We start from the raw sequence: 18,168 nt of genomic DNA on the forward strand, positions 1-18,168 counted from the left end.
TCAAGTTAATTAAATAATAAAAGCCCTTCAATTGAAAGGGTTTTATTATTTTTATACTACAGATTTTGAATTATGAATTTTTTTAAGCTTCCTTTTCTTTTAAAACTTACCCTTGTTATCATGTCTATCATAGGCCTCGGGTATCTATTAGAGGTAGGACAAAGTATTTTAGCTCCCTTTTTTCTGGCTTTTTTAATGGCCATGTTATTTTTACCTTTTTCTAACTTTTTAGAAAAAAAATTAAGATTTCCACGTTCAGTTTCTACGATGATATCTGTAACGGCGATGTTGGTTATATTAGCTGGACTAATATTTTTCTTTGGATCTCAATTATCAAGCTTCAGCAAAGATATTCCTCATTTGAGGATGCAGTTCGACACTGTTTTCAATGGTCTCCAAAACTGGGTATCCCATACATTTCATGTTAAAATACATGAGCAATTGGATTATATTGATCAGGCTTTAAATAAACTCCTTTCATCTTCTGGTGTTATATTAGGATTTACATTTGGAATATTTTCCACAGGGTTAGGCTTTTTGTTATTCTTTATTCTGTTTTTCATTTTTATTTTAAACTACAGAAGAATTTTAAACAATTTTATTGTAAATGTTTTTAGTGAAAAACATAAAGCCAGTGTGCAGGAGGTGGTATCCGAAGTTCGTCTTATGACAAAAAAATATATCATCGGCCTTTGCATTCAGGTGATTATTGTTTCCAGCCTTACCTCAATCGTTCTCACTATCTTAGGCGTAAAATATGCTATCCTTTTAGGTGTTTTAACAGGCTTACTGAATGTTATTCCATATTTAGGAATATGTATCTCTCTTTTGATCTCATGCTTTATTGCCTTTGCAACCGCCACTCCTTCCACATGTATTTACGTAATTATCGGTTATATAGCTGTACATGTAGTAGATGGAAATATAATACTTCCTTTTGTGGTGGGTTCAAAAGTTAAAATCAATGCATTATTTTCCTTTATAGGAATTATTGTTGGAGAACATCTTTGGGGAATTTCAGGAATGTTCCTTTGTATTCCCGCTATAGCAATTATTAAGATAATTTTTGAAAGAGTAGATGGACTGAAACCTTGGGGCAAACTACTAGGCGAAGAAGACCGACCCCACAAAAAGAAAAAGAGCTATAAGATTTCTAAGAATATAACTTTAAAGGAAATGGATTAAGGTTATTAAAAAAAAAGCCCTCTATATTCAGAGGGCTTTAATTTTTATCCTATTGCACAAAGTGGGCTCATTCCATTAGGGCAAGATTGGTTACAAGGGATGTAAGTATGGCTATCCGGACAATATCCAATGTCTGTTCCAGGACCCGGGTCGCCAGGACCACCACCTCCAAGACATGGATCACCAGGGGGAATTTTACATGGACAACCGATAGGGCCTATGTCACAAGGACCAATACCCACCCCACCAATAATTTCTTTTAGATCACTACGATTTAGTTTCTGAAGATTTTTTAACATAATATTATTTATTTAATTTGCCTAACAAATATATAAATTCAAATAACAGGAATGAAATCATTTATCAAAAAAAACATCGAATACTTACATTTTAATTGAAATATATTCATTAATTATATTTTTGTTTTAAATTTGATAAAAATTCTTCAATTATGAAAGCAATAAAATTTATCATTTGTTTACTCTTTGGACTTATGTTTCTTAATGCAGGATTAGATAAGTTCTTACATTACATGCCCATGCCAAAACTTACTGAAGTACAGATAAAATTATACACCGCTTTTGGTGAAATTGGCTGGCTGTTTCCTTTAGTAGGTACTGTGGAAATTGTTGGCGGATTATTATTTATTTTCCCTAAAACACGAGCTCTTGGAGCCATTGTTATCTTACCGGTAATGGTAGGAATTGTCCTGCACAATGCATACAGAGACCCTTCCACAACAGGAATTGCCATCTCACTTGTTCTATTTCTAATTAATATCTGGATCATTGCGGATAATAGTAAAAAATACAAAGCTTTAGTAAGCTAAAAAAGGACTGCAAAATTGTAGTCCTTTTTTATTTATACAAATGCACTAAAGCCGGTAATAGACCTTCCGACAATCAACGAGTTAATTTCCTTGGTTCCTTCATAAGAGTAGATCGCTTCAGCATCCGCTACAAATCTCGCCACATCATATTCAAGTAAAATCCCGTTCCCACCCATAACCTCTCGTGCTCTGGATACGACATCTCTTGTTCGCATTGTACAGAATACTTTTGCCAAAGATGCATGTTCATCTTTTAAAATTCCTTCATCCTGCATTTCAGACAATCTAAAAACCAATGTCTGCATTGCGGTAAGATTGGATAACATTTCTACCAAATGCCCCTGAATCATTTGAAATGCTGCTATAGGCTTTCCAAACTGTTCTCTTTTTCTCGTGTAATCTAAAGCACTTTCATAAGCTCCTCTGGCACAACCTGTTGCCATCCAAGCCACACCAGCTCTTGTCATTCTTAAAACTTTACCGGTATCTTTGAATGAATTGGCATTTTGTAATCTATTCTCTTCTGTTATTAAACAGTCTTTTAAAGTTATCAACCCATTCTGTACAATCCTTAAAGCCATTTTCCCTTTTATCTTCTCTACTGAAAATCCGGGGTTATCTTTTTCCACAATGAATCCTTTTACTTCACCGCTATCTACATCCCGTGCCCAGATAATAACAAGATCTGCGAACGTAGCATTTCCGATCCATTTTTTTTCACCATTTAATATCCAGCCTTCGGGAGTCTTTTTGCAAGTGGCTGTTAATCCGCCAGCCGCTCCTGAACCAACTTCAGGTTCCGTTAATCCGAATGCTCCAATTTTTTCAAATTTCTGCATTTGTGGAAGCCATTTCTGCTTTTGCTCCTCGGAACCGCAAATATAAATAGAGCCCATTGCCAGTCCTGATTGTACCCCAAAAAATGTAGCAATAGAAGCATCTATCCTTGCCATTTCCATTGCAATAACGCCTTCCATTAAAAATGGCATTCCAGGACATCCGTACCCTTCATAAGTTACTCCACAAATACCCAGTTTTTGAAACTTCGGGATTAATTCAAATGGAAATTCATCTCTTAGCCAATAATGATTTACCAGAGGTTTCACTTCTTTTTCCATAAAAGCTCTTACCTTCAGCTGAATTTCTCTCTGTTCAGGTGTCAATGTATGATAGATATCATAAAAGTCTCCATCTATAGGCGGCAGTTCTTTTTTCTTTTTATTTGGATCAAGCATTTTCATTAACCCTCCCATTTGTTTATCATCCAGTTTTGAAAAATTCTGCATCAACTTTGGAAGATCTACCTTTTGAGATATTGCACTTAATTGATCAAAGTCTATTGATCTGAATAATTCTATCGCGTTTCTGATTTTAGAAAAAGTATTAGACATAGTTATAGTTGTGATTTTGATTTGTAAAAGACATACAAAAATCACTCCGAAATCTACATCATCACCTAAGACATGTTTTACAAAACACTAACTAACAAATAGTTAAACTCATTTTTATGTTTACAAAATTTTTACCTTCAATTTTCAAACATTACAAATGATTCCATCTGAACTTTGAGGTAAGCAAAAACATTAAAAATCAATCTTATGAAAACTACTTACATTAAATTATCACTTTGTGCCCTTACTCTATTAGGAATTTATTCTTGTAAAAAAGGGGAAGCAACAGCAACCGAATATGAAACTTCAGCGGCTGCCGATTCCGCCGCCATTATGACTTCAGATAGTATTTCTTCTGTTGCAACTATGAAAGTAGAAGATAAACAATTCATAAAAACGGCAGATGTAAATATGGAGGTGAAAGATGTTTATGAGGCTACAATTTCGATTGAAAAATCTGTTCAGGATCTGGGTGGATTTGTTACGCATAGTAATTTACAGAGTAATGTGGTTTCAGAAAACACCTATAATACATCCGGAGAAGATGCCATGCTTGTCAAAAAATATCAAACTGAAAACACCATGCAGGTACGTGTTCCTACAATAAAACTAGGTGAACTTTTAACTTCAATCAATGACAAAAAACTTTTTCTAAATTCAAGATCTATTAATGCAGAAGACGTAACCTCTAATATAAAATATGCAGAGCTTGAGGGAAAAAGAATTAAAAAAACAGGAGAAAACATTTCTCTACTCAAAACAAATAAAGACAAAGTGAATATGAGTGATGCTAATATGTCTGAAGAAAACCTGCAGCAACTTGCGAATTTAGATGTCACAGATAATCTGAAATACAGTACAATTAACATTTACATTAAAGAACCCAAGACTCGTATTGCTGAAATTGCAATTACAAATACTAAGAATATCGATAATAAGTATAAGTTCAACTTTATCTATGATGCTAAAAATGCTTTTGTAGAAGGGTTTTATTTAATTCAAAAAATTATACTGGGATTGATCACGATCTGGCCGGTTCTGTTAATTGCAATAATGATTATTTATTTTATCAGAAGACGAAAATCATTTCACAAACCTACTCATCATATCTCTGAATAACATACCGCTATCCTAACCTTTCGGTTATCATCATAATTTTAGATTTTACAACCTCCTGTTTTCTTAGGGGGTTGTATTTTTATTATAATTTCCTTATTTTTTAATGATAATTTTCTTAGCTACTTTCAAATTTCCACTATCTATCTTAACCAGGTAAGTCCCTTCAGTCAGTTCTGATAGATCAATCGAAAACCGACTGGTTAAAAAATTATATTTTTTTAATTCCTGTCCATTTGTATTATATATGATAACGAGATGTGATTTTTTACCTGCATCTAAATCAAAATTAAAAATACCATTTGACGGATTAGGAGAAATAGTCCCAAAATTCAAATTATTGACTTCTTTTGTATTTAATGTAGATCCATATTCGCTTGCTCCTATATCAATGATCATATTCGAAATTCTACTATATCCATAAAAATCCAATTCTCCGGAAGAAATTATGGTGGTTGGTTTCCCTTTATTTATACATGGACTTCCTAAATTTAAATGGATATCCGGTATTGCATTTGAGGTGGACATCAAACTTGGATTGGCATAAATAGAATTTGCATCCTGGTTGGTTGCAGCTTTATATGCTGAGAATGAACTATAATTTGAGTTTCTCCAATTTACTGTTATATCATTTTGATTGTTATTTGGAGTATACCAACAATTATAATTAAAAGTATTATTAGTTTGTGGATTAATGTTATCAATACTCATTAATACATTTTCAGAACTGGTATAGAAGATGTTGTTTTCAAATATGCAATTTGAAGCCTTGGTCATAGCAATCTCCCCCGTTCCATCATTTAAAGTATTATTTTGTAAAAATGTATTGTTTCTGATAATACAGTTTATTACCTGACCAGTAGTTCCAACATCATACCCTCCAATAGAGAGACCCGCCTGTTTATTTTTGTATATCAAATTATTTTTCACGGTAATTTGCTGAACGATCCCATTAAGCTCTGCGCCTACTTCAATACCCCATCCATTTTGATAACTTTTGTTTTTCTCGACTGTGATATTCTTTGCGCCATCTACATAGATTCCAGCTGAAGTCGCATATTCCGAAACATTATTATAACATGTATTATTAACGACCACTCCATTTCTGGCTTCGTCTAAAGATGCATTTGATGCCGTCCCCTCATGTCCTAATATATCAATCCCGATATTTGTATTATCATGTACTACACAGTTTTTTACTGTAAATCCATCTACATTTCCATTTACTGCTAATGCTTCACTATAACCCAAAATATTATCAAATACTTTGCACCCATCTATGGTAAGGTTAGTAATTCCACCATTTCTACCATAGACAATAAAACCTTGAGCATTATCATTGGAAGTAGCTGGTGTGCTCTTAATTGGGGTCCAATTGATATTTTTAATAGTGATATTTTTAAAAGTCAGATCAGTTGATGAGCTAGTGCCTGTCGTTTGCACAAGCAGACCTTGCGCATCATTCACTGTCTTATTCTGAATTGTTAAATTTTCAAATTTCAAATAATTTTTATTTGTAATCGTTAGTAAAGTAGTCCCTGCTGTTCCTGTCCCATCAATGATAACATTATCATTTAAATAGTTTTTAAAAGTGATATAATTTCCACTTGTTCCACTTACATTTATTACAATATTCTCAAAATAGGTGCCTGCTTTTATATTTACAATACTGTTTGGGGTGGCACTACTAGCTGCTTTTTGTATTGTTTTCCAGGGTGCGGTAATACTTCCATTATTTGCATTGTTTCCAGAAGCTTTATCGACATAATAGTTGGTTTGAGAAAAGCCCAAACTATATACAAGCAACAGCAATGTGGTTTGAATCAGTTTTTTCATTATATATTCAATTTAATCGGTGTATATTTTGTGATGGTATACCTTGTAACGGTTTGTTAATGTATGCAGGAGAAAGTATTTATCAAATTTCTTAACATCACCTAAATGTACAAAGTTTTTAATTATCTAAAAACCAATTGGTATTAATATCCAAAATGAGTATAGGACTTACTAGCTACCTTCCTAAGCAGCATTTCATTTCCATTAATAATCTCATCCATATCAAATTAAAATAATGTCTAAACTACCCTAACATTTACGTTATCATCATAATTTTAAATTTTACAGCATCCAATTTTTTCTCGGAGGTTTTATTTTTCCTTAAATTTGCATTTTAATTTCAAGATTCCTTAAAAATTATTTTTTTTAAACTTGAGCTTTAAACTCTAAAATATGCTATCAAAAATAAATCCTATACAAACTAACAGCTGGAAAGCACTGGACGAACACTTTGCAGGAAATGACTTTGATTTAAGGTCTCTTTTCCAGTACAATAAAAATCGTTTTAATGAATTTTCTCTGAAAGGAGAAAACTTTCTTTTTGATTATTCAAAAAACCTTATTGATACAAGGACTAAGCAGTTGTTATTAAATTTAGCTGAAGAATGTCAGTTAAAAGATGCTATTTCCAAGATGTTTTCTGGAGATAAAATCAATGAAACAGAAGGTAGAGCGGTTCTCCATACAGCTCTCAGGGACTTTTCTGACCGTGAAATTTTAATTGATGGCGAGAATATAAAACCTCAGATCAAAAGAGTACTTAACCATATGAAATCTTTTTCTGAAAGTATTATTTCAGGAGAACATAAAGGTTTTAGTGGAAAAGAAATTACAGATATAGTAAATATCGGAATAGGAGGTTCTGATTTGGGACCAGTGATGGTTGTTTCAGCTTTAAAGCATTTTAAAACCAGATTAGATGTTCACTTTGTATCTAATGTGGATGGAAATCATATAGCAGAAGTTGTTAAAAACTTAAATCCAGAAACGACTTTATTCATTATTGCTTCTAAAACTTTCACGACTCAAGAAACTATGACGAATGCTAATTCTGCAAAGGATTGGTTTTTAAAAGCAGGAAAACAGGAAGATGTAGCTAAGCATTTTGTAGCTTTATCAACTAATGTTCAAGCTGTTAAAGACTTCGGGATTGCAGAAGAAAATATATTTGAATTCTGGGATTGGGTAGGCGGAAGATATTCTCTTTGGAGTGCTATTGGATTAAGTATTGTTCTGGCTGTTGGTTATGAAAATTTCGAAGAGTTATTAAAAGGAGCCTTTGATACTGACCAACATTTTCAAAATACAGATTTTTCTGAAAACGTTCCTGTTTTAATGGGGTTACTGGGTATTTGGTACCGTAACTTTTATGCAGCAACAAGTTATGCCATATTGCCTTATTCTCAGTATCTTGACCGATTTGCAGCTTATCTACAGCAGGGAGATATGGAAAGCAACGGAAAATGTGTTGACAGAAGTGGAGAGTTTGTTGAATATGAAACAGGCCCAATTATTTGGGGTGAACCCGGAACAAATGGACAGCATGCTTTCTATCAATTGATTCATCAGGGTACGGAATTAATTCCTGCTGACTTTATTGCTTATGCAAAAAGCAGTAATAAAGTTTCTGATCATCAAGACAAGCTGCTTGCTAACTTTTTCGCACAGACAGAAGCATTGGCATTTGGTAAAAATGAAGAAGAGGTGGAAGAAGAATTACAAACCGCAGGAAAGTCTGAAGAAGAAATTGATAGATTATTAAACTTCAAGGTCTTCCATGGAAATACTCCAACTAACTCAATGCTATTCAAGGAATTAACTCCTTTTTCACTAGGCCAACTAATTGCAATGTACGAGCACAAAATATTTGTACAAGGAGTAATATGGAATATTTTCAGCTTCGACCAGTTTGGTGTAGAGTTAGGAAAAGTCTTAGCTAATAAGATTTTACCTGAGCTTGAAAACAATGAAGAAATACATTCTCATGATAGTTCTACCAATGGGTTGATCAATTATTATAAGGGTAATAAGTAAATTTGAAATATCTAATAAAAAAGTAAAATGGCAGAAATTCTTGACGGACTTAAAGTATCCAAAGAAATAAAGGCTGAAATCAAGGTTGAAGTTGAAAAGATCCTTGAAAGTAAGAAAAGAGCACCACATTTGGTTGCTATTCTTGTAGGAAATAATGGCGCTAGTAAGGCATACGTAAATAGTAAGGTAAAGGATTGTGAAGAAGTGGGTTTCCGTTCTACTCTTGTAAAATTTCCGAGTACGGTCTCAGAATCCGAATTATTGGAGAAAATCGACGAATTAAACAAATCTAAAGCTGTTGATGGGTTTATCGTACAATTGCCTTTGCCAGACCAGATCGATCAGGAAAAAATCATTATGGCAATTGATCCAAGAAAAGATGTTGATGGTTTCCATCCTGAAAATTTTGGAAAAATGGCTTTGGAAATGGATACATTCCTTCCAGCAACTCCTTTTGGAATTTTAACATTATTAGAGAGGTATAATATCGAAACAAAAGGAAAAGACTGTGTAATCATCGGAAGAAGTAAAATCGTAGGAAGACCTATGAGTATCTTAATGGGAAGAAAAGATTTCCCTGGAAATTCTACTGTTACGCTTACACACTCTTACACAAAAGATATTGAAGAATATACTAAAAGTGCAGATATCGTAATTACAGCTTTAGGAGATCCTCATTTTTTAAAAGGAGACATGATTAAAGATGGAGCAGTAATCGTAGATGTAGGAATTACAAGAGTAGATGACGACTCTCCAAAGGGATATTACCTTGCAGGTGATGTAGATTTTGACAGTTGTGCTGCAAAAGCAAGCTGGATTACACCTGTACCTGGGGGAGTTGGGCCAATGACCAGAGCTATGTTGATGAAAAATACCATCATAGCTTATAAAACTTCGGTCTATAATGACTAATTTAAAATGAACAAAGAAGAAGATATTTTATTAAATGAAGGTAAAATGCTCCCTGTGATGGAGCATTTTTACACTTTACAGGGAGAAGGAGCACACACAGGGAAAGCAGCCTATTTTATAAGATTAGGAGGTTGTGATGTTGGATGTCATTGGTGCGACGTAAAAGAAAGCTGGAATCCAGATCTTCATCCATTAATGAATGCAGAAGAAATAGCAGAAACTGCAGCAAAACATTGTAAAACTATTGTATTAACAGGTGGGGAACCTCTGATGTGGAATTTAGATATTTTAACCTCTAGGTTAAAAGAATTAGGATGTACTATTCACATTGAAACTTCAGGTGCATACCCAACAAGCGGTCAATTGGATTGGATCACACTTTCTCCTAAAAAAACAGGGCTTCCAAAAGAAGATGTTTATGAAAAAGCCAACGAACTGAAAGTAATTATTTTCAATAATCACGATTTTGCATTTGCGGAAGAACAAGCTGCAAAAGTTTCAAAAGACTGCAGGCTTTATCTTCAGAGTGAGTGGAGTAAACGTGACGAAATGTATCCTAAAATTACGGATTTTATTTTGGCACATCCTGAGTGGCAGGCGTCAGTTCAGACCCATAAATATCTTAATATCCCATAAAATTATGTATTTTAGCATTTCCCTTATACTGTGATAGATGCAGAGAATTCGATACTCTAGGTATTTAAAATCGATTATCCTTTTGCTTGACCTTCTGGTTATTGCATTTGTCTTTATATTCTTTTTTCTGAGCAGAAATCTGGATCTGATACATGATAGGGAAATTTGGTATGAGAATTCTTTTCCTTTGCTTTTACTTATATCTTTTTGGATCTTATTGAGTGGTAGGACTAAAATTTATAATATCCGAAGGAATCTCACCTACATTATTTTTGTAGAACGTATTGTTACCCATTTCCTTTTATTTGTGATTGGTTTGTTATTAATAAGAAAGGTGAGCAACAATAAATTTTTCAGTTCAGAATTGTCATGGCTTTCGCTGTATCTGTTTTCTTTTATATTTATTACAAAATCTTTTATTTATTTTGCAATAAAATATCTTAGATCCTTAGGTATCAACAACAGAAATGTGATGTTTCTCAGTGAAAATAGCTCCACTAAAATACTCAAAAATATCTTAAAGGAAAGGAAAGATTACGGATACAAAATTTTTGATTATCATACTGAAAAAATTCAACAAAATGAACTTCAGTTTTTCTGGAAAGACAATGGTATTCATACATTATTTTTACCTCTGGAGAATTCATTTGATCTTAAAACAGAAGATGAGATTTTTAGATTAGCAGAAGCAAACAAAGTACACATTTCACTGATCCCAAATATATCGCAAACTGATCTATTCTCTTATGATTTGGCATATATTGAGACACAACCTGTTTTAAATCAAATAAAATACCCTTTAGATTATTACTCAAATTATCTTGTAAAAAGACTATTTGATATTATCTTCTCTCTTCTGATAATTGTATGCATCTGTTCATGGTTATTTCCAATAATTGCAATTTTCATCAAATTATCATCAAAAGGGCCTGTTTTTTTCATACAGAAAAGATATGGATTTCATGAGGAGGTATTTAGTTGTCTAAAGTTCCGAACAATGTTAGTGAATGATGAATCAACAACGAAAACCACATCAAAGAATGATTCAAGAATTACAAAAATCGGAAAATTCCTTAGGAAGACCAGTCTGGATGAGATGCCACAGTTCATTAATGTATTGAGAGGAGAAATGTCTGTTGTTGGTCCACGTCCACATATGCTTGCAGTAGATAATTATTATAAACCAAAAATTGGAAGGTATAGTCTTAGAAGCATGGTCAATCCAGGGATTACTGGCCTGGCACAAGTAAATGGATTAAGAGGAGATTCGGGAGACGTAAAGGTTGAAATGAAGAAACGGGTTCTTGCTGATGCCTTCTATGTTAGAAACTGGAGCTTTGCATTGGATCTGATCATTATTTTGAAAACCATTTTGTTGGTTTTAGGGGGAGATAAAAACGCAAAATAAAGAATCCTTAATAAAAAAAGTCTAATTTAGCAGAATGTTAAAAAAGTTTTTTACAGCAGTAGGAGAATATATGATCCTTCTTGGTAAATCCATGCAAAAACCTCAGAAAATGAGGGTTTTTTGGAAGCTGTTCATGAGAGAAATAAATGATTTAGGGGTCAACTCATTCGGGTTGGTTATATTCACATCTATATTTGTTGGAGCTGTAGTTGCCATCCAAATGTTTAATAATTTTGATGCTTCTTCTTTTCCCATTCCCACTTCTTTTGTGGGATATGCAACAAAAGCAGTATTGGTATTAGAGTTTTCACCTACTATTATCAGTCTTATTCTGGCAGGTAAAGTTGGCTCATATATTGCTTCCAGTATTGGAACAATGAGGGTATCAGAGCAAATTGATGCTTTGGACATTATGGGAGTTAATTCTCCTAATTTTCTGATACTACCCAAAATAATCGCTTGCGTTATTTTCAATCCTCTACTTATTGCCATTAGTATTGTATTTGGTATTGGTGGTGGTTATATTGCAGGAATGTTAACTGGAAACTGGACTGAATCTGACTATATAACAGGGATACAAATGTATATGCCGAATTTATTTGTTTACTATGCATTTATAAAAACAACTGTTTTTGCTTTTGTGATTGCAACAGTTCCTTCATATTTCGGTTATTTTGTAAAGGGAGGTTCATTAGAAGTAGGTAGAGCAAGTACACAAGCAGTGGTTTGGACTATGGTATTTATCATTATTTCCGAATTAATATTAACACAATTGATATTAAGCTAATGATTGAGGTAAAGAATCTTAAAAAAAGTTTTGATGATGTTGAAGTACTAAAAGGAATTTCAACTTCTTTTGATAAAGGAAAAGTAAATCTAATTATCGGCCAGAGTGGATCTGGAAAAACAGTTTTTCTTAAAAGCCTATTAAATGTTTATCTGCCGACTTCGGGAGAAATTCTTTTTGATGGTAAGGACATCAATACGATGTCGAGGGATGAAAAACAACATTTACGATCAGAAATTGGAACACTATTTCAGGGGAGTGCATTGTTTGACTCACTAACGGTAGAGGAAAATATCATGTTTCCGTTGGATATGTTTACGAATTTAACCTTCAGGGAAAAGAAAAAAAGAGTTTTTGAGGTTATTGGCCGTGTACATTTAGACAAAGCAAACAGAAAGTTTCCATCCGAGATCTCTGGTGGTATGCAGAAGCGTGTGGCTATTGCAAGAGCCATCGTGAACTATCCAAAATATTTATTCTGTGATGAGCCTAATTCAGGATTAGATCCATATACATCGAATGTAATTGATGATCTATTGCTTGAAATCACTAAAGAATACAACACAACAACGATCATTAATACCCATGATATGAACTCCGTAATGACAATAGGTGAAAAGATTGTTTATCTAAGGTTAGGAATCAAAGAATGGGAGGGAAATAAAGATATCCTGATTACTGCAGGCAATAAAAATCTTATTGATTTCGTTTATTCCTCAGAGCTATTTAAAGAATTGAGAGTGTATTTACTCGAGAATAATAAAACTATTGAAAATACGATCACAAAACTAGACGAAAATGAAACAAATATTTAGTATCGCACTATTAGGCTTATCAGTTTTTGCTTCTGCACAGCTTTCACTTGCTGCTAAGGCAAACTTAATTTTTCCAACAGGATCACCTTCTTGGAAAAACATCACTAATACAGCTAGTGCAGCAATAGACAACACAGGTAAAAACAATGTAGGATTTAATGTTGGGCTTTCCTTAAAAGCCAATCTTCCTATGGCCTTTTTCCTAATGCCAGAATTGTATTACACAACATTTAAGAATGAATTTACAGATCCTGTTTCTAATACGACTTTCAATATTAAAAACAACCGTATTGACTTACCAGTTCTTGTAGGGCATAAGGTATTAGGAGATATGCTTGGTGTATTTATTGGACCTGTTGCAAGTTACAACTTAAGCAAAGAAGATACCTTTAATGATTTCAAAGAAAATGCAAGAGACAATTTTACTGTTGGGTATCAGTTCGGCGCACAGGTTGAAATTAAAAAGCTACTTATCAATGCAAGATATGAAGGTGCATTTAGTAAGGATCAAAGAAATTTCGTAAACAGAGTATCTGGTGAAGAGATCAGATATGATAACCGCCCAAATTTATTTATGGTAGGTTTAGGATATAAATTTTAATCGAACGAAAATAACAACCATTAAAAAATCCTCAAATTATATTTGAGGATTTTTATTTTGGTTTTCCAATTCAACCTGTCGTTTTGCAATTTCGGCAGCTTGCTTTTCCAATTCTTCTTTATCTTTTTGTAACTGCTTAAATTCTTTCCTTTTCTGCTCTTCTTTAATAGCAGTTCCTTTACTTAGATACCCTATCATACCACCGATTATGAGACCAATACCAATCCCTGCCATTATTCCTATAACGTGAGACAGTTTGATCTGCTCAACAGCAAAATCAGTAGTTAAATAAAAAAGCAACGCTGAGATTGCTAACAGTATAAGTCCTGCAATTGATATACTTTTCATAATATTGTGTTTTGGAGATTTAAAGTCTTACTCAATTTAGTGAAAAATTGAATAAGACTATGTAAAATTCTGATTATATTTTTCCTCCGGCAGCTTTATAGTATTCTAAAGCTTTTGGTAAATTTTTCTGAATATCTGAAATTCTAGACTCAGGATTTGGGTGAGTAGATAAGAATTCGGGTTGTCTGCTTCCTGAGGAAGAGGCCTCCATTCTGTTCCAGAAAGGAATTGCTTCTCTTGGGTCATATCCTGCCATAGACATTAATTGCAATCCCATCTGATCTGCTTCAGATTCCTGATTTCTTCCATATTTTAGCAATGCCACTTGCGAGCCTATCGGATATACCTTCTGGAATATACCAGCCCACTGTGAATTAGAAATTGTTCCTCCCAAGATCGATCCACCATACTGAGCAACCATGGCCTGAGAAATCCTTTCATTTCCATGGCCTGCTAAAGCATGAGAAACCTCGTGTCCTAAAACAACAGCAAGTCCATTATCATTTTTAGTTACAGGTAATATTCCTGTATATACCGCTACTTTTCCACCAGGCATACACCAGGCGTTTAACTCATTACTCTGAAGAAGATTAAACTCCCAGCTGTAATTAGCAAGATCTGCTGATCTGCCTATACTCTGATAATACCTTTCAGCTGCACTTTTTATTCTGCTACCTACACTTACCACTCTTTTCGCGTCTGTAGTACCTGAAATTATTTTAGATTTGGATAATGTTGTTTTATATTCCTGTGAGGACATCGTCAATATTTCTGAATTATTTGCAATCTGCAAAGAAGATCTACCCGTAATGGGGTTTGTGGTACAAGCTGCAACTGATAAAGCCATTGCTCCTACTCCTAATAGATAAGTTATTTTCATAGTTTAGAGTGTTAATAATTCAACTTTAACAATTATTATTCCAAAAAGTTTTGCAAACTATATATTTGCATACATTTTGCTACTTAAAATTAACAATTATTATGGTTATGAAAAAATATATTTCACTTATATTTATTTTGGGACTTGTCTTCTTTTTCCAAAGCTGCGCTTCTCAAAATACTGGCGATCCTAAAATGGTGGATGCACTCGTGAATTCTCAGGAATTTACTTTTCATGCAGAAAGAGCAAATCCGACTAATTATGACGTTATCAATGTTATGAATTCAATGCCTAATTCACCTTCGACGAGGATCTTACAACTTAATGGCAACTATACAGTTGAAGTAAAAAATAATATTTTGGAAGTTGTTTTGCCCTATTTTGGAAGATTATTTAATCCAACTTATGGCAATACCAGCAACAATAGTTACCGATTTACCTCAAAGGATTTTACGATAGATAAATCTCAAAATAAAAAAGGAAACTGGATTGTAAAAATCAAGCCTAACGATGTAAATAACGTTGATCAAATCATCATTGAAGTTTATAAAAATGGAAAGGCTTTTACTTCTGTAAGAAGTAATGACAGGCAACCTATAACTTATGATGGGTTTATCTCTAAGAATGAACCGATTCCTTAGTCTGCATCTCTTTCATTAGATAAGAATTTTTCTACAAATAATTTAGCTTCGGTACTTGGATTAGAAATCATTGCCGAAGCATTTTCTTTATGCTGTTGATAGGCTTCTTCCATTGAATTACTTTTCTTCATCATTGCGAGAATGTATTCCTGAACCCAGTATTCAAAACGCTTTTCTGCCTGATGAGTCCTAATCCCATCAAAGCTTCCCGCCTTCTTTTTTACAGCTATAAATTCATCTATAGTATTGTAAACATCTTCTAATCCTTCATTATTAAGCGCTGAGCCTAATAAAACAGGGACTTTCCATCCTTTTTCTTTTGGTGGAATAAAATCAAGAGCTCTTTTTAATTCAAGCTTGGTATTTTTTGCTTTCTGCAAATTACTTTCTTCAACTTTATTAATGAAAATAATATCTACCATTTCCATTATACCTCTTTTAATTCCTTGAAGTTCATCTCCCCCGCCTATGATTTTTAGAAATAAAAAGACGTCTGTTATATCAGCTACCAAGACTTCTGATTGTCCTACTCCTACAGTTTCTATAAGAATAAAATCAAAACCCGAAGCCTCACAAATCATCATGGTTTCGAAAGTTGTATTGGCAACACCTCCTAAGAATCCAGAACTTGGAGAAGGTCGGATAAATGCATTTTCTTCTTTCGCCAATTCCTCCATTCGTGTTTTATCACCCAGAATACTTCCCTTATTGATTGCTGAACTTGGATCAATAGCAAGAACTGCTACTTTCTTATTATTAGCAATCGCTAATCTTCCAAAATTCTCAATAAATGTAGATTTTCCAGCTCCCGGAACTCCAGTAATCCCAACTCTTATTGAATTTCCAGTAAAGGGCATTATTGCTTTCAGCAATTCCTCGGCCTGAAGGCGATGTTCAGCTTTTTTACTTTCAACTAAAGTAATAGCTTTTGCGATCAGGCGCTTATTCCCTGATCGTATTCCCTCTATTAACTCGTCGGTAGAAAATTTCATTAATTCAAAAATATAAAAATAAGTGCCAAAACTCAGCATAAATACCCTTTAATTTTATTTCTTCTAAATTAAAACTACGGTTGATTTTATCAATGAGATAGGGAATTTGCTACATTTGTTATTAATCAAATAAAAGAAACAATGAAAAAAATAATCACTATAGCATCTTTTACTGCTGTTTTGGTAGCTTCATGTACACCAAAATCTTCAACAGCAACTTCTGCTATAGGACCCGCAGTATCCACTGCTGAACAAATTGCTCAGGGTAAAACAATTTTTGAAAGCTCTTGTACAAGATGTCATAAATTACCTGATCCTACCGCACATAATTCTGTTCAATGGGTAGGAATCATGAATGCTATGGCTCCAAAAGCAAAATTGACTGACGAGCAACATCAATGGGTTTACGATTATATTGTTTCTGTAAAAAAGTAAATCATATAAAAAATATTACAATGAAAAAGTTAGTTTTAAGTATCATTGCAGGTTCAGCTTTTATGGTTTCTTGCGGACCTAAAAGTGTAGCTGTAACAGGACCTAAGTACACTTCATCTGAACAGCTGGCTCAAGGAAAAACTGTCTTTGAAAACTCATGTAACAAATGTCACCAATTACCTGACCCTGCAAAACATGATGATCAAGGATGGATAAAGACCTTAAGCAGAATGGCTCCAAAAGCTAAATTAAATGATGACCAGCATCAAATGGTCTATGACTATCTCATTTCTGTAAATAAAAAATAAGCTTTCAAATGAAAGCTTATTTTTTTAATTCAATCCCTAGACCTGGTTTTTCGGATAGTTTTATTTTGCCGTTTTCCACAAAATTTCCAGTAGCATAGTCATTGGAAATAAGATTTGCACCATCAAGGTCGGTATAATCAACAAGGCCGGTAAGTACACAACCTGCGGAAATACCAATGGTAGATTCTGTCATGCAACCGATCATGACTTTATAATTCAGTTCTTTGGCTTTTAGAATCATTTCAAGAGCTGGGGTTAATCCACCACATTTCATTAGTTTGATATTGACACTTTTATAGTAAGGTCGTAATTCATCCAAAGATTCCAAATTCTGACAGTCTTCATCAGCCATCCAATTGGCAAGGCTTTCCTTTTTCAAAATTTGATAATGATCGATTGGCCTTGGCTGTTCGAGGTATGAAAATTTTTGAACGTCCACATTTTCCTGGAACCAAATACAGTCATTATCAGTAAAACTCGCATTCGAATCTAAAGCAATATTCTTATTCAACTGCAAAAGCTTTTCAACATCAGGCTTATTTAAACCCTTACACTTCACTTTGAATCTACTCCATTCGCTTGCCTGAATTTTCTTAATCTGGTCATTAATATCGCCGATTGATATGGTAATGGAGCTTTCAATTAAATTTTTAGAAGGAAGGTCATTGAGTTCAATAAAATTTTTCTTTTCGAGCTTTCCGAAAAGATCCCAATACGAGCAGTCTAAAGCCGAAAGTAAAAATGGATGTAGATTAAAACGCAATAAAAATAAATAAAATTCTTTTGGAGGTATTATTTTGTGAGTTTCAATTTTTGACTGAATCTCTTTTAATTTAAAAATAAAATCCCTTAGATTAATTTGGTAATAATCTATGGCAACACATTCTCCATATCCTGTTTGATTTTGGTAGGATAACTTTATAAGTAAAGCATCCCGAGAATTATAATTCCCATAGGCAATTGAAAATGTTTCTTTTAATTGAAGTTGTTTAAGTTCATAGCGCAATACCATAT

The 18,168-nt window shown here is 33.6% G+C and carries 20 protein-coding genes; 13 read left to right on the top strand and 7 right to left on the bottom strand.

Features of this window, described 5'->3' with window-relative positions:
* Positions 1–72: 72 nt before the first annotated feature.
* Positions 73–1,185, top strand: a complete 1,113-nt coding sequence (locus tag NG806_RS14510) for an AI-2E family transporter (protein WP_261510297.1) — start codon at positions 73–75, stop codon at positions 1,183–1,185.
* 44 nt (positions 1,186–1,229) lie between these two features.
* Here NG806_RS14510 and NG806_RS14515 read toward each other — a convergent pair whose 3' ends face one another.
* On the bottom strand, positions 1,230–1,484 hold the full coding sequence (locus NG806_RS14515) for a hypothetical protein (protein ID WP_261510298.1): 255 nt from the start codon (positions 1,482–1,484) through the stop codon (positions 1,230–1,232).
* A 152-nt stretch (positions 1,485–1,636) separates the two neighbouring features.
* On the opposite strand from NG806_RS14515, the gene NG806_RS14520 reads away from it, so the two are divergent.
* The gene (locus tag NG806_RS14520; RefSeq protein WP_261510300.1) at positions 1,637–2,014 is read left to right on the top strand and encodes a MauE/DoxX family redox-associated membrane protein; all 378 of its coding nucleotides are present in this window, start codon (positions 1,637–1,639) and stop codon (positions 2,012–2,014) included.
* Positions 2,015–2,046: 32 nt separating this feature from the next.
* Here the strand turns inward: NG806_RS14520 and NG806_RS14525 are convergent, their stop codons facing one another.
* Positions 2,047–3,405 (bottom strand): acyl-CoA dehydrogenase family protein, encoded by a 1,359-nt coding sequence (locus NG806_RS14525; protein ID WP_261510301.1) that lies wholly within the window; start codon positions 3,403–3,405, stop codon positions 2,047–2,049.
* 207 nt (positions 3,406–3,612) lie between these two features.
* On the opposite strand from NG806_RS14525, the gene NG806_RS14530 reads away from it, so the two are divergent.
* Positions 3,613–4,524, top strand: a complete 912-nt coding sequence (locus NG806_RS14530; protein WP_261510302.1) for a DUF4349 domain-containing protein — start codon at positions 3,613–3,615, stop codon at positions 4,522–4,524.
* A gap of 93 nt (positions 4,525–4,617) precedes the next feature.
* Here the strand turns inward: NG806_RS14530 and NG806_RS14535 are convergent, their stop codons facing one another.
* A complete protein-coding gene (locus NG806_RS14535) occupies positions 4,618–6,357 on the bottom strand; it encodes a T9SS type A sorting domain-containing protein (protein ID WP_261510303.1) in 1,740 nt (579 codons plus the stop codon).
* 393 nt (positions 6,358–6,750) lie between these two features.
* Between NG806_RS14535 and pgi the strand changes: the two genes are divergently transcribed.
* The 7 genes from pgi to NG806_RS14570 are packed head-to-tail and all read left to right on the top strand — an operon-like array spanning position 6,751 to position 13,550.
* Positions 6,751–8,391, top strand: a complete 1,641-nt coding sequence (gene pgi / locus NG806_RS14540; RefSeq protein WP_261510304.1) for a glucose-6-phosphate isomerase — start codon at positions 6,751–6,753, stop codon at positions 8,389–8,391.
* Positions 8,392–8,418: 27 nt separating this feature from the next.
* The gene (locus tag NG806_RS14545; protein ID WP_261510305.1) at positions 8,419–9,303 is read left to right on the top strand and encodes a bifunctional 5,10-methylenetetrahydrofolate dehydrogenase/5,10-methenyltetrahydrofolate cyclohydrolase; all 885 of its coding nucleotides are present in this window, start codon (positions 8,419–8,421) and stop codon (positions 9,301–9,303) included.
* 6 nt (positions 9,304–9,309) lie between these two features.
* Positions 9,310–9,939 (top strand): 7-carboxy-7-deazaguanine synthase QueE, encoded by a 630-nt coding sequence (locus NG806_RS14550; protein ID WP_261510306.1) that lies wholly within the window; start codon positions 9,310–9,312, stop codon positions 9,937–9,939.
* 37 nt (positions 9,940–9,976) lie between these two features.
* Positions 9,977–11,347: an exopolysaccharide biosynthesis polyprenyl glycosylphosphotransferase gene (locus tag NG806_RS14555; protein WP_261510308.1), complete on the top strand. Its 1,371-nt coding sequence runs from the start codon at positions 9,977–9,979 to the stop codon at positions 11,345–11,347.
* 34 nt (positions 11,348–11,381) lie between these two features.
* Positions 11,382–12,134 carry an MlaE family ABC transporter permease gene (locus tag NG806_RS14560; RefSeq protein WP_261510310.1) on the top strand — a complete coding sequence of 251 codons (753 nt, stop codon included), beginning with the start codon at positions 11,382–11,384 and terminating at the stop codon, positions 12,132–12,134.
* Positions 12,134–12,949 carry an ABC transporter ATP-binding protein gene (locus tag NG806_RS14565; RefSeq protein ID WP_261510311.1) on the top strand — a complete coding sequence of 272 codons (816 nt, stop codon included), beginning with the start codon at positions 12,134–12,136 and terminating at the stop codon, positions 12,947–12,949. The genes NG806_RS14560 and NG806_RS14565 overlap by 1 nt, the downstream gene beginning before the upstream one ends.
* Positions 12,933–13,550: a PorT family protein gene (locus NG806_RS14570; protein ID WP_261510312.1), complete on the top strand. Its 618-nt coding sequence runs from the start codon at positions 12,933–12,935 to the stop codon at positions 13,548–13,550. The genes NG806_RS14565 and NG806_RS14570 overlap by 17 nt, the downstream gene beginning before the upstream one ends.
* Positions 13,551–13,586: 36 nt before the next feature.
* Here NG806_RS14570 and NG806_RS14575 read toward each other — a convergent pair whose 3' ends face one another.
* A complete protein-coding gene (locus NG806_RS14575; RefSeq protein WP_261510314.1) occupies positions 13,587–13,898 on the bottom strand; it encodes a hypothetical protein in 312 nt (103 codons plus the stop codon).
* Between the two features lie 73 nt (positions 13,899–13,971).
* Positions 13,972–14,778 (bottom strand): M48 family metallopeptidase, encoded by an 807-nt coding sequence (locus NG806_RS14580; protein WP_261510316.1) that lies wholly within the window; start codon positions 14,776–14,778, stop codon positions 13,972–13,974.
* A gap of 107 nt (positions 14,779–14,885) precedes the next feature.
* Here NG806_RS14580 and NG806_RS14585 point away from each other — a divergent pair, with 107 nt between their 5' ends.
* Positions 14,886–15,419, top strand: a complete 534-nt coding sequence (locus tag NG806_RS14585) for a DUF4251 domain-containing protein (RefSeq protein ID WP_261510318.1) — start codon at positions 14,886–14,888, stop codon at positions 15,417–15,419.
* On the opposite strand, the gene meaB is transcribed toward NG806_RS14585, so the two are convergent.
* Complete coding sequence (gene meaB, locus NG806_RS14590; protein ID WP_261510319.1) at positions 15,416–16,411, bottom strand: methylmalonyl Co-A mutase-associated GTPase MeaB; 996 nt, start codon at positions 16,409–16,411, stop codon at positions 15,416–15,418. The two genes, NG806_RS14585 and meaB, sit on opposite strands and share 4 nt — an antisense overlap.
* Before the next feature lie 141 nt (positions 16,412–16,552).
* On the opposite strand from meaB, the gene NG806_RS14595 reads away from it, so the two are divergent.
* Together NG806_RS14595 and NG806_RS14600 are read left to right on the top strand one after the other, a co-directional pair.
* The gene (locus tag NG806_RS14595) at positions 16,553–16,846 is read left to right on the top strand and encodes a c-type cytochrome (RefSeq protein WP_261510321.1); all 294 of its coding nucleotides are present in this window, start codon (positions 16,553–16,555) and stop codon (positions 16,844–16,846) included.
* 20 nt (positions 16,847–16,866) lie between these two features.
* On the top strand, positions 16,867–17,154 hold the full coding sequence (locus NG806_RS14600) for a cytochrome C (protein ID WP_261510322.1): 288 nt from the start codon (positions 16,867–16,869) through the stop codon (positions 17,152–17,154).
* 16 nt (positions 17,155–17,170) lie between these two features.
* Here NG806_RS14600 and NG806_RS14605 read toward each other — a convergent pair whose 3' ends face one another.
* Positions 17,171–18,166 carry an enolase C-terminal domain-like protein gene (locus NG806_RS14605; RefSeq protein WP_261510323.1) on the bottom strand — a complete coding sequence of 332 codons (996 nt, stop codon included), beginning with the start codon at positions 18,164–18,166 and terminating at the stop codon, positions 17,171–17,173.
* Positions 18,167–18,168 lie beyond the last annotated feature (2 nt).

The sequence above is a fragment of the Chryseobacterium paludis genome (assembly GCF_025403485.1).
Taxonomy (GTDB): domain Bacteria; phylum Bacteroidota; class Bacteroidia; order Flavobacteriales; family Weeksellaceae; genus Chryseobacterium; species Chryseobacterium paludis.

Coding starts and splice junctions, on each gene's coding strand:
- NG806_RS14605 (WP_261510323.1), bottom strand. CDS start 18,166: ATGGTATTGCGCTATGAACTTAAACAACTTCAATTAAAAGAAACATTT.
- NG806_RS14580 (WP_261510316.1), bottom strand. CDS start 14,778: ATGAAAATAACTTATCTATTAGGAGTAGGAGCAATGGCTTTATCAGTT.
- NG806_RS14520 (WP_261510300.1), top strand. CDS start 1,637: ATGAAAGCAATAAAATTTATCATTTGTTTACTCTTTGGACTTATGTTT.
- NG806_RS14550 (WP_261510306.1), top strand. CDS start 9,310: ATGAACAAAGAAGAAGATATTTTATTAAATGAAGGTAAAATGCTCCCT.
- NG806_RS14560 (WP_261510310.1), top strand. CDS start 11,382: ATGTTAAAAAAGTTTTTTACAGCAGTAGGAGAATATATGATCCTTCTT.
- NG806_RS14575 (WP_261510314.1), bottom strand. CDS start 13,898: ATGAAAAGTATATCAATTGCAGGACTTATACTGTTAGCAATCTCAGCG.
- NG806_RS14565 (WP_261510311.1), top strand. CDS start 12,134: ATGATTGAGGTAAAGAATCTTAAAAAAAGTTTTGATGATGTTGAAGTA.
- NG806_RS14525 (WP_261510301.1), bottom strand. CDS start 3,405: ATGTCTAATACTTTTTCTAAAATCAGAAACGCGATAGAATTATTCAGA.
- NG806_RS14530 (WP_261510302.1), top strand. CDS start 3,613: ATGAAAACTACTTACATTAAATTATCACTTTGTGCCCTTACTCTATTA.
- pgi (WP_261510304.1), top strand. CDS start 6,751: ATGCTATCAAAAATAAATCCTATACAAACTAACAGCTGGAAAGCACTG.
- NG806_RS14585 (WP_261510318.1), top strand. CDS start 14,886: ATGAAAAAATATATTTCACTTATATTTATTTTGGGACTTGTCTTCTTT.
- NG806_RS14570 (WP_261510312.1), top strand. CDS start 12,933: ATGAAACAAATATTTAGTATCGCACTATTAGGCTTATCAGTTTTTGCT.
- NG806_RS14545 (WP_261510305.1), top strand. CDS start 8,419: ATGGCAGAAATTCTTGACGGACTTAAAGTATCCAAAGAAATAAAGGCT.
- NG806_RS14510 (WP_261510297.1), top strand. CDS start 73: ATGAATTTTTTTAAGCTTCCTTTTCTTTTAAAACTTACCCTTGTTATC.
- NG806_RS14600 (WP_261510322.1), top strand. CDS start 16,867: ATGAAAAAGTTAGTTTTAAGTATCATTGCAGGTTCAGCTTTTATGGTT.
- NG806_RS14515 (WP_261510298.1), bottom strand. CDS start 1,484: ATGTTAAAAAATCTTCAGAAACTAAATCGTAGTGATCTAAAAGAAATT.
- NG806_RS14595 (WP_261510321.1), top strand. CDS start 16,553: ATGAAAAAAATAATCACTATAGCATCTTTTACTGCTGTTTTGGTAGCT.
- NG806_RS14555 (WP_261510308.1), top strand. CDS start 9,977: ATGCAGAGAATTCGATACTCTAGGTATTTAAAATCGATTATCCTTTTG.
- meaB (WP_261510319.1), bottom strand. CDS start 16,411: ATGAAATTTTCTACCGACGAGTTAATAGAGGGAATACGATCAGGGAAT.
- NG806_RS14535 (WP_261510303.1), bottom strand. CDS start 6,357: ATGAAAAAACTGATTCAAACCACATTGCTGTTGCTTGTATATAGTTTG.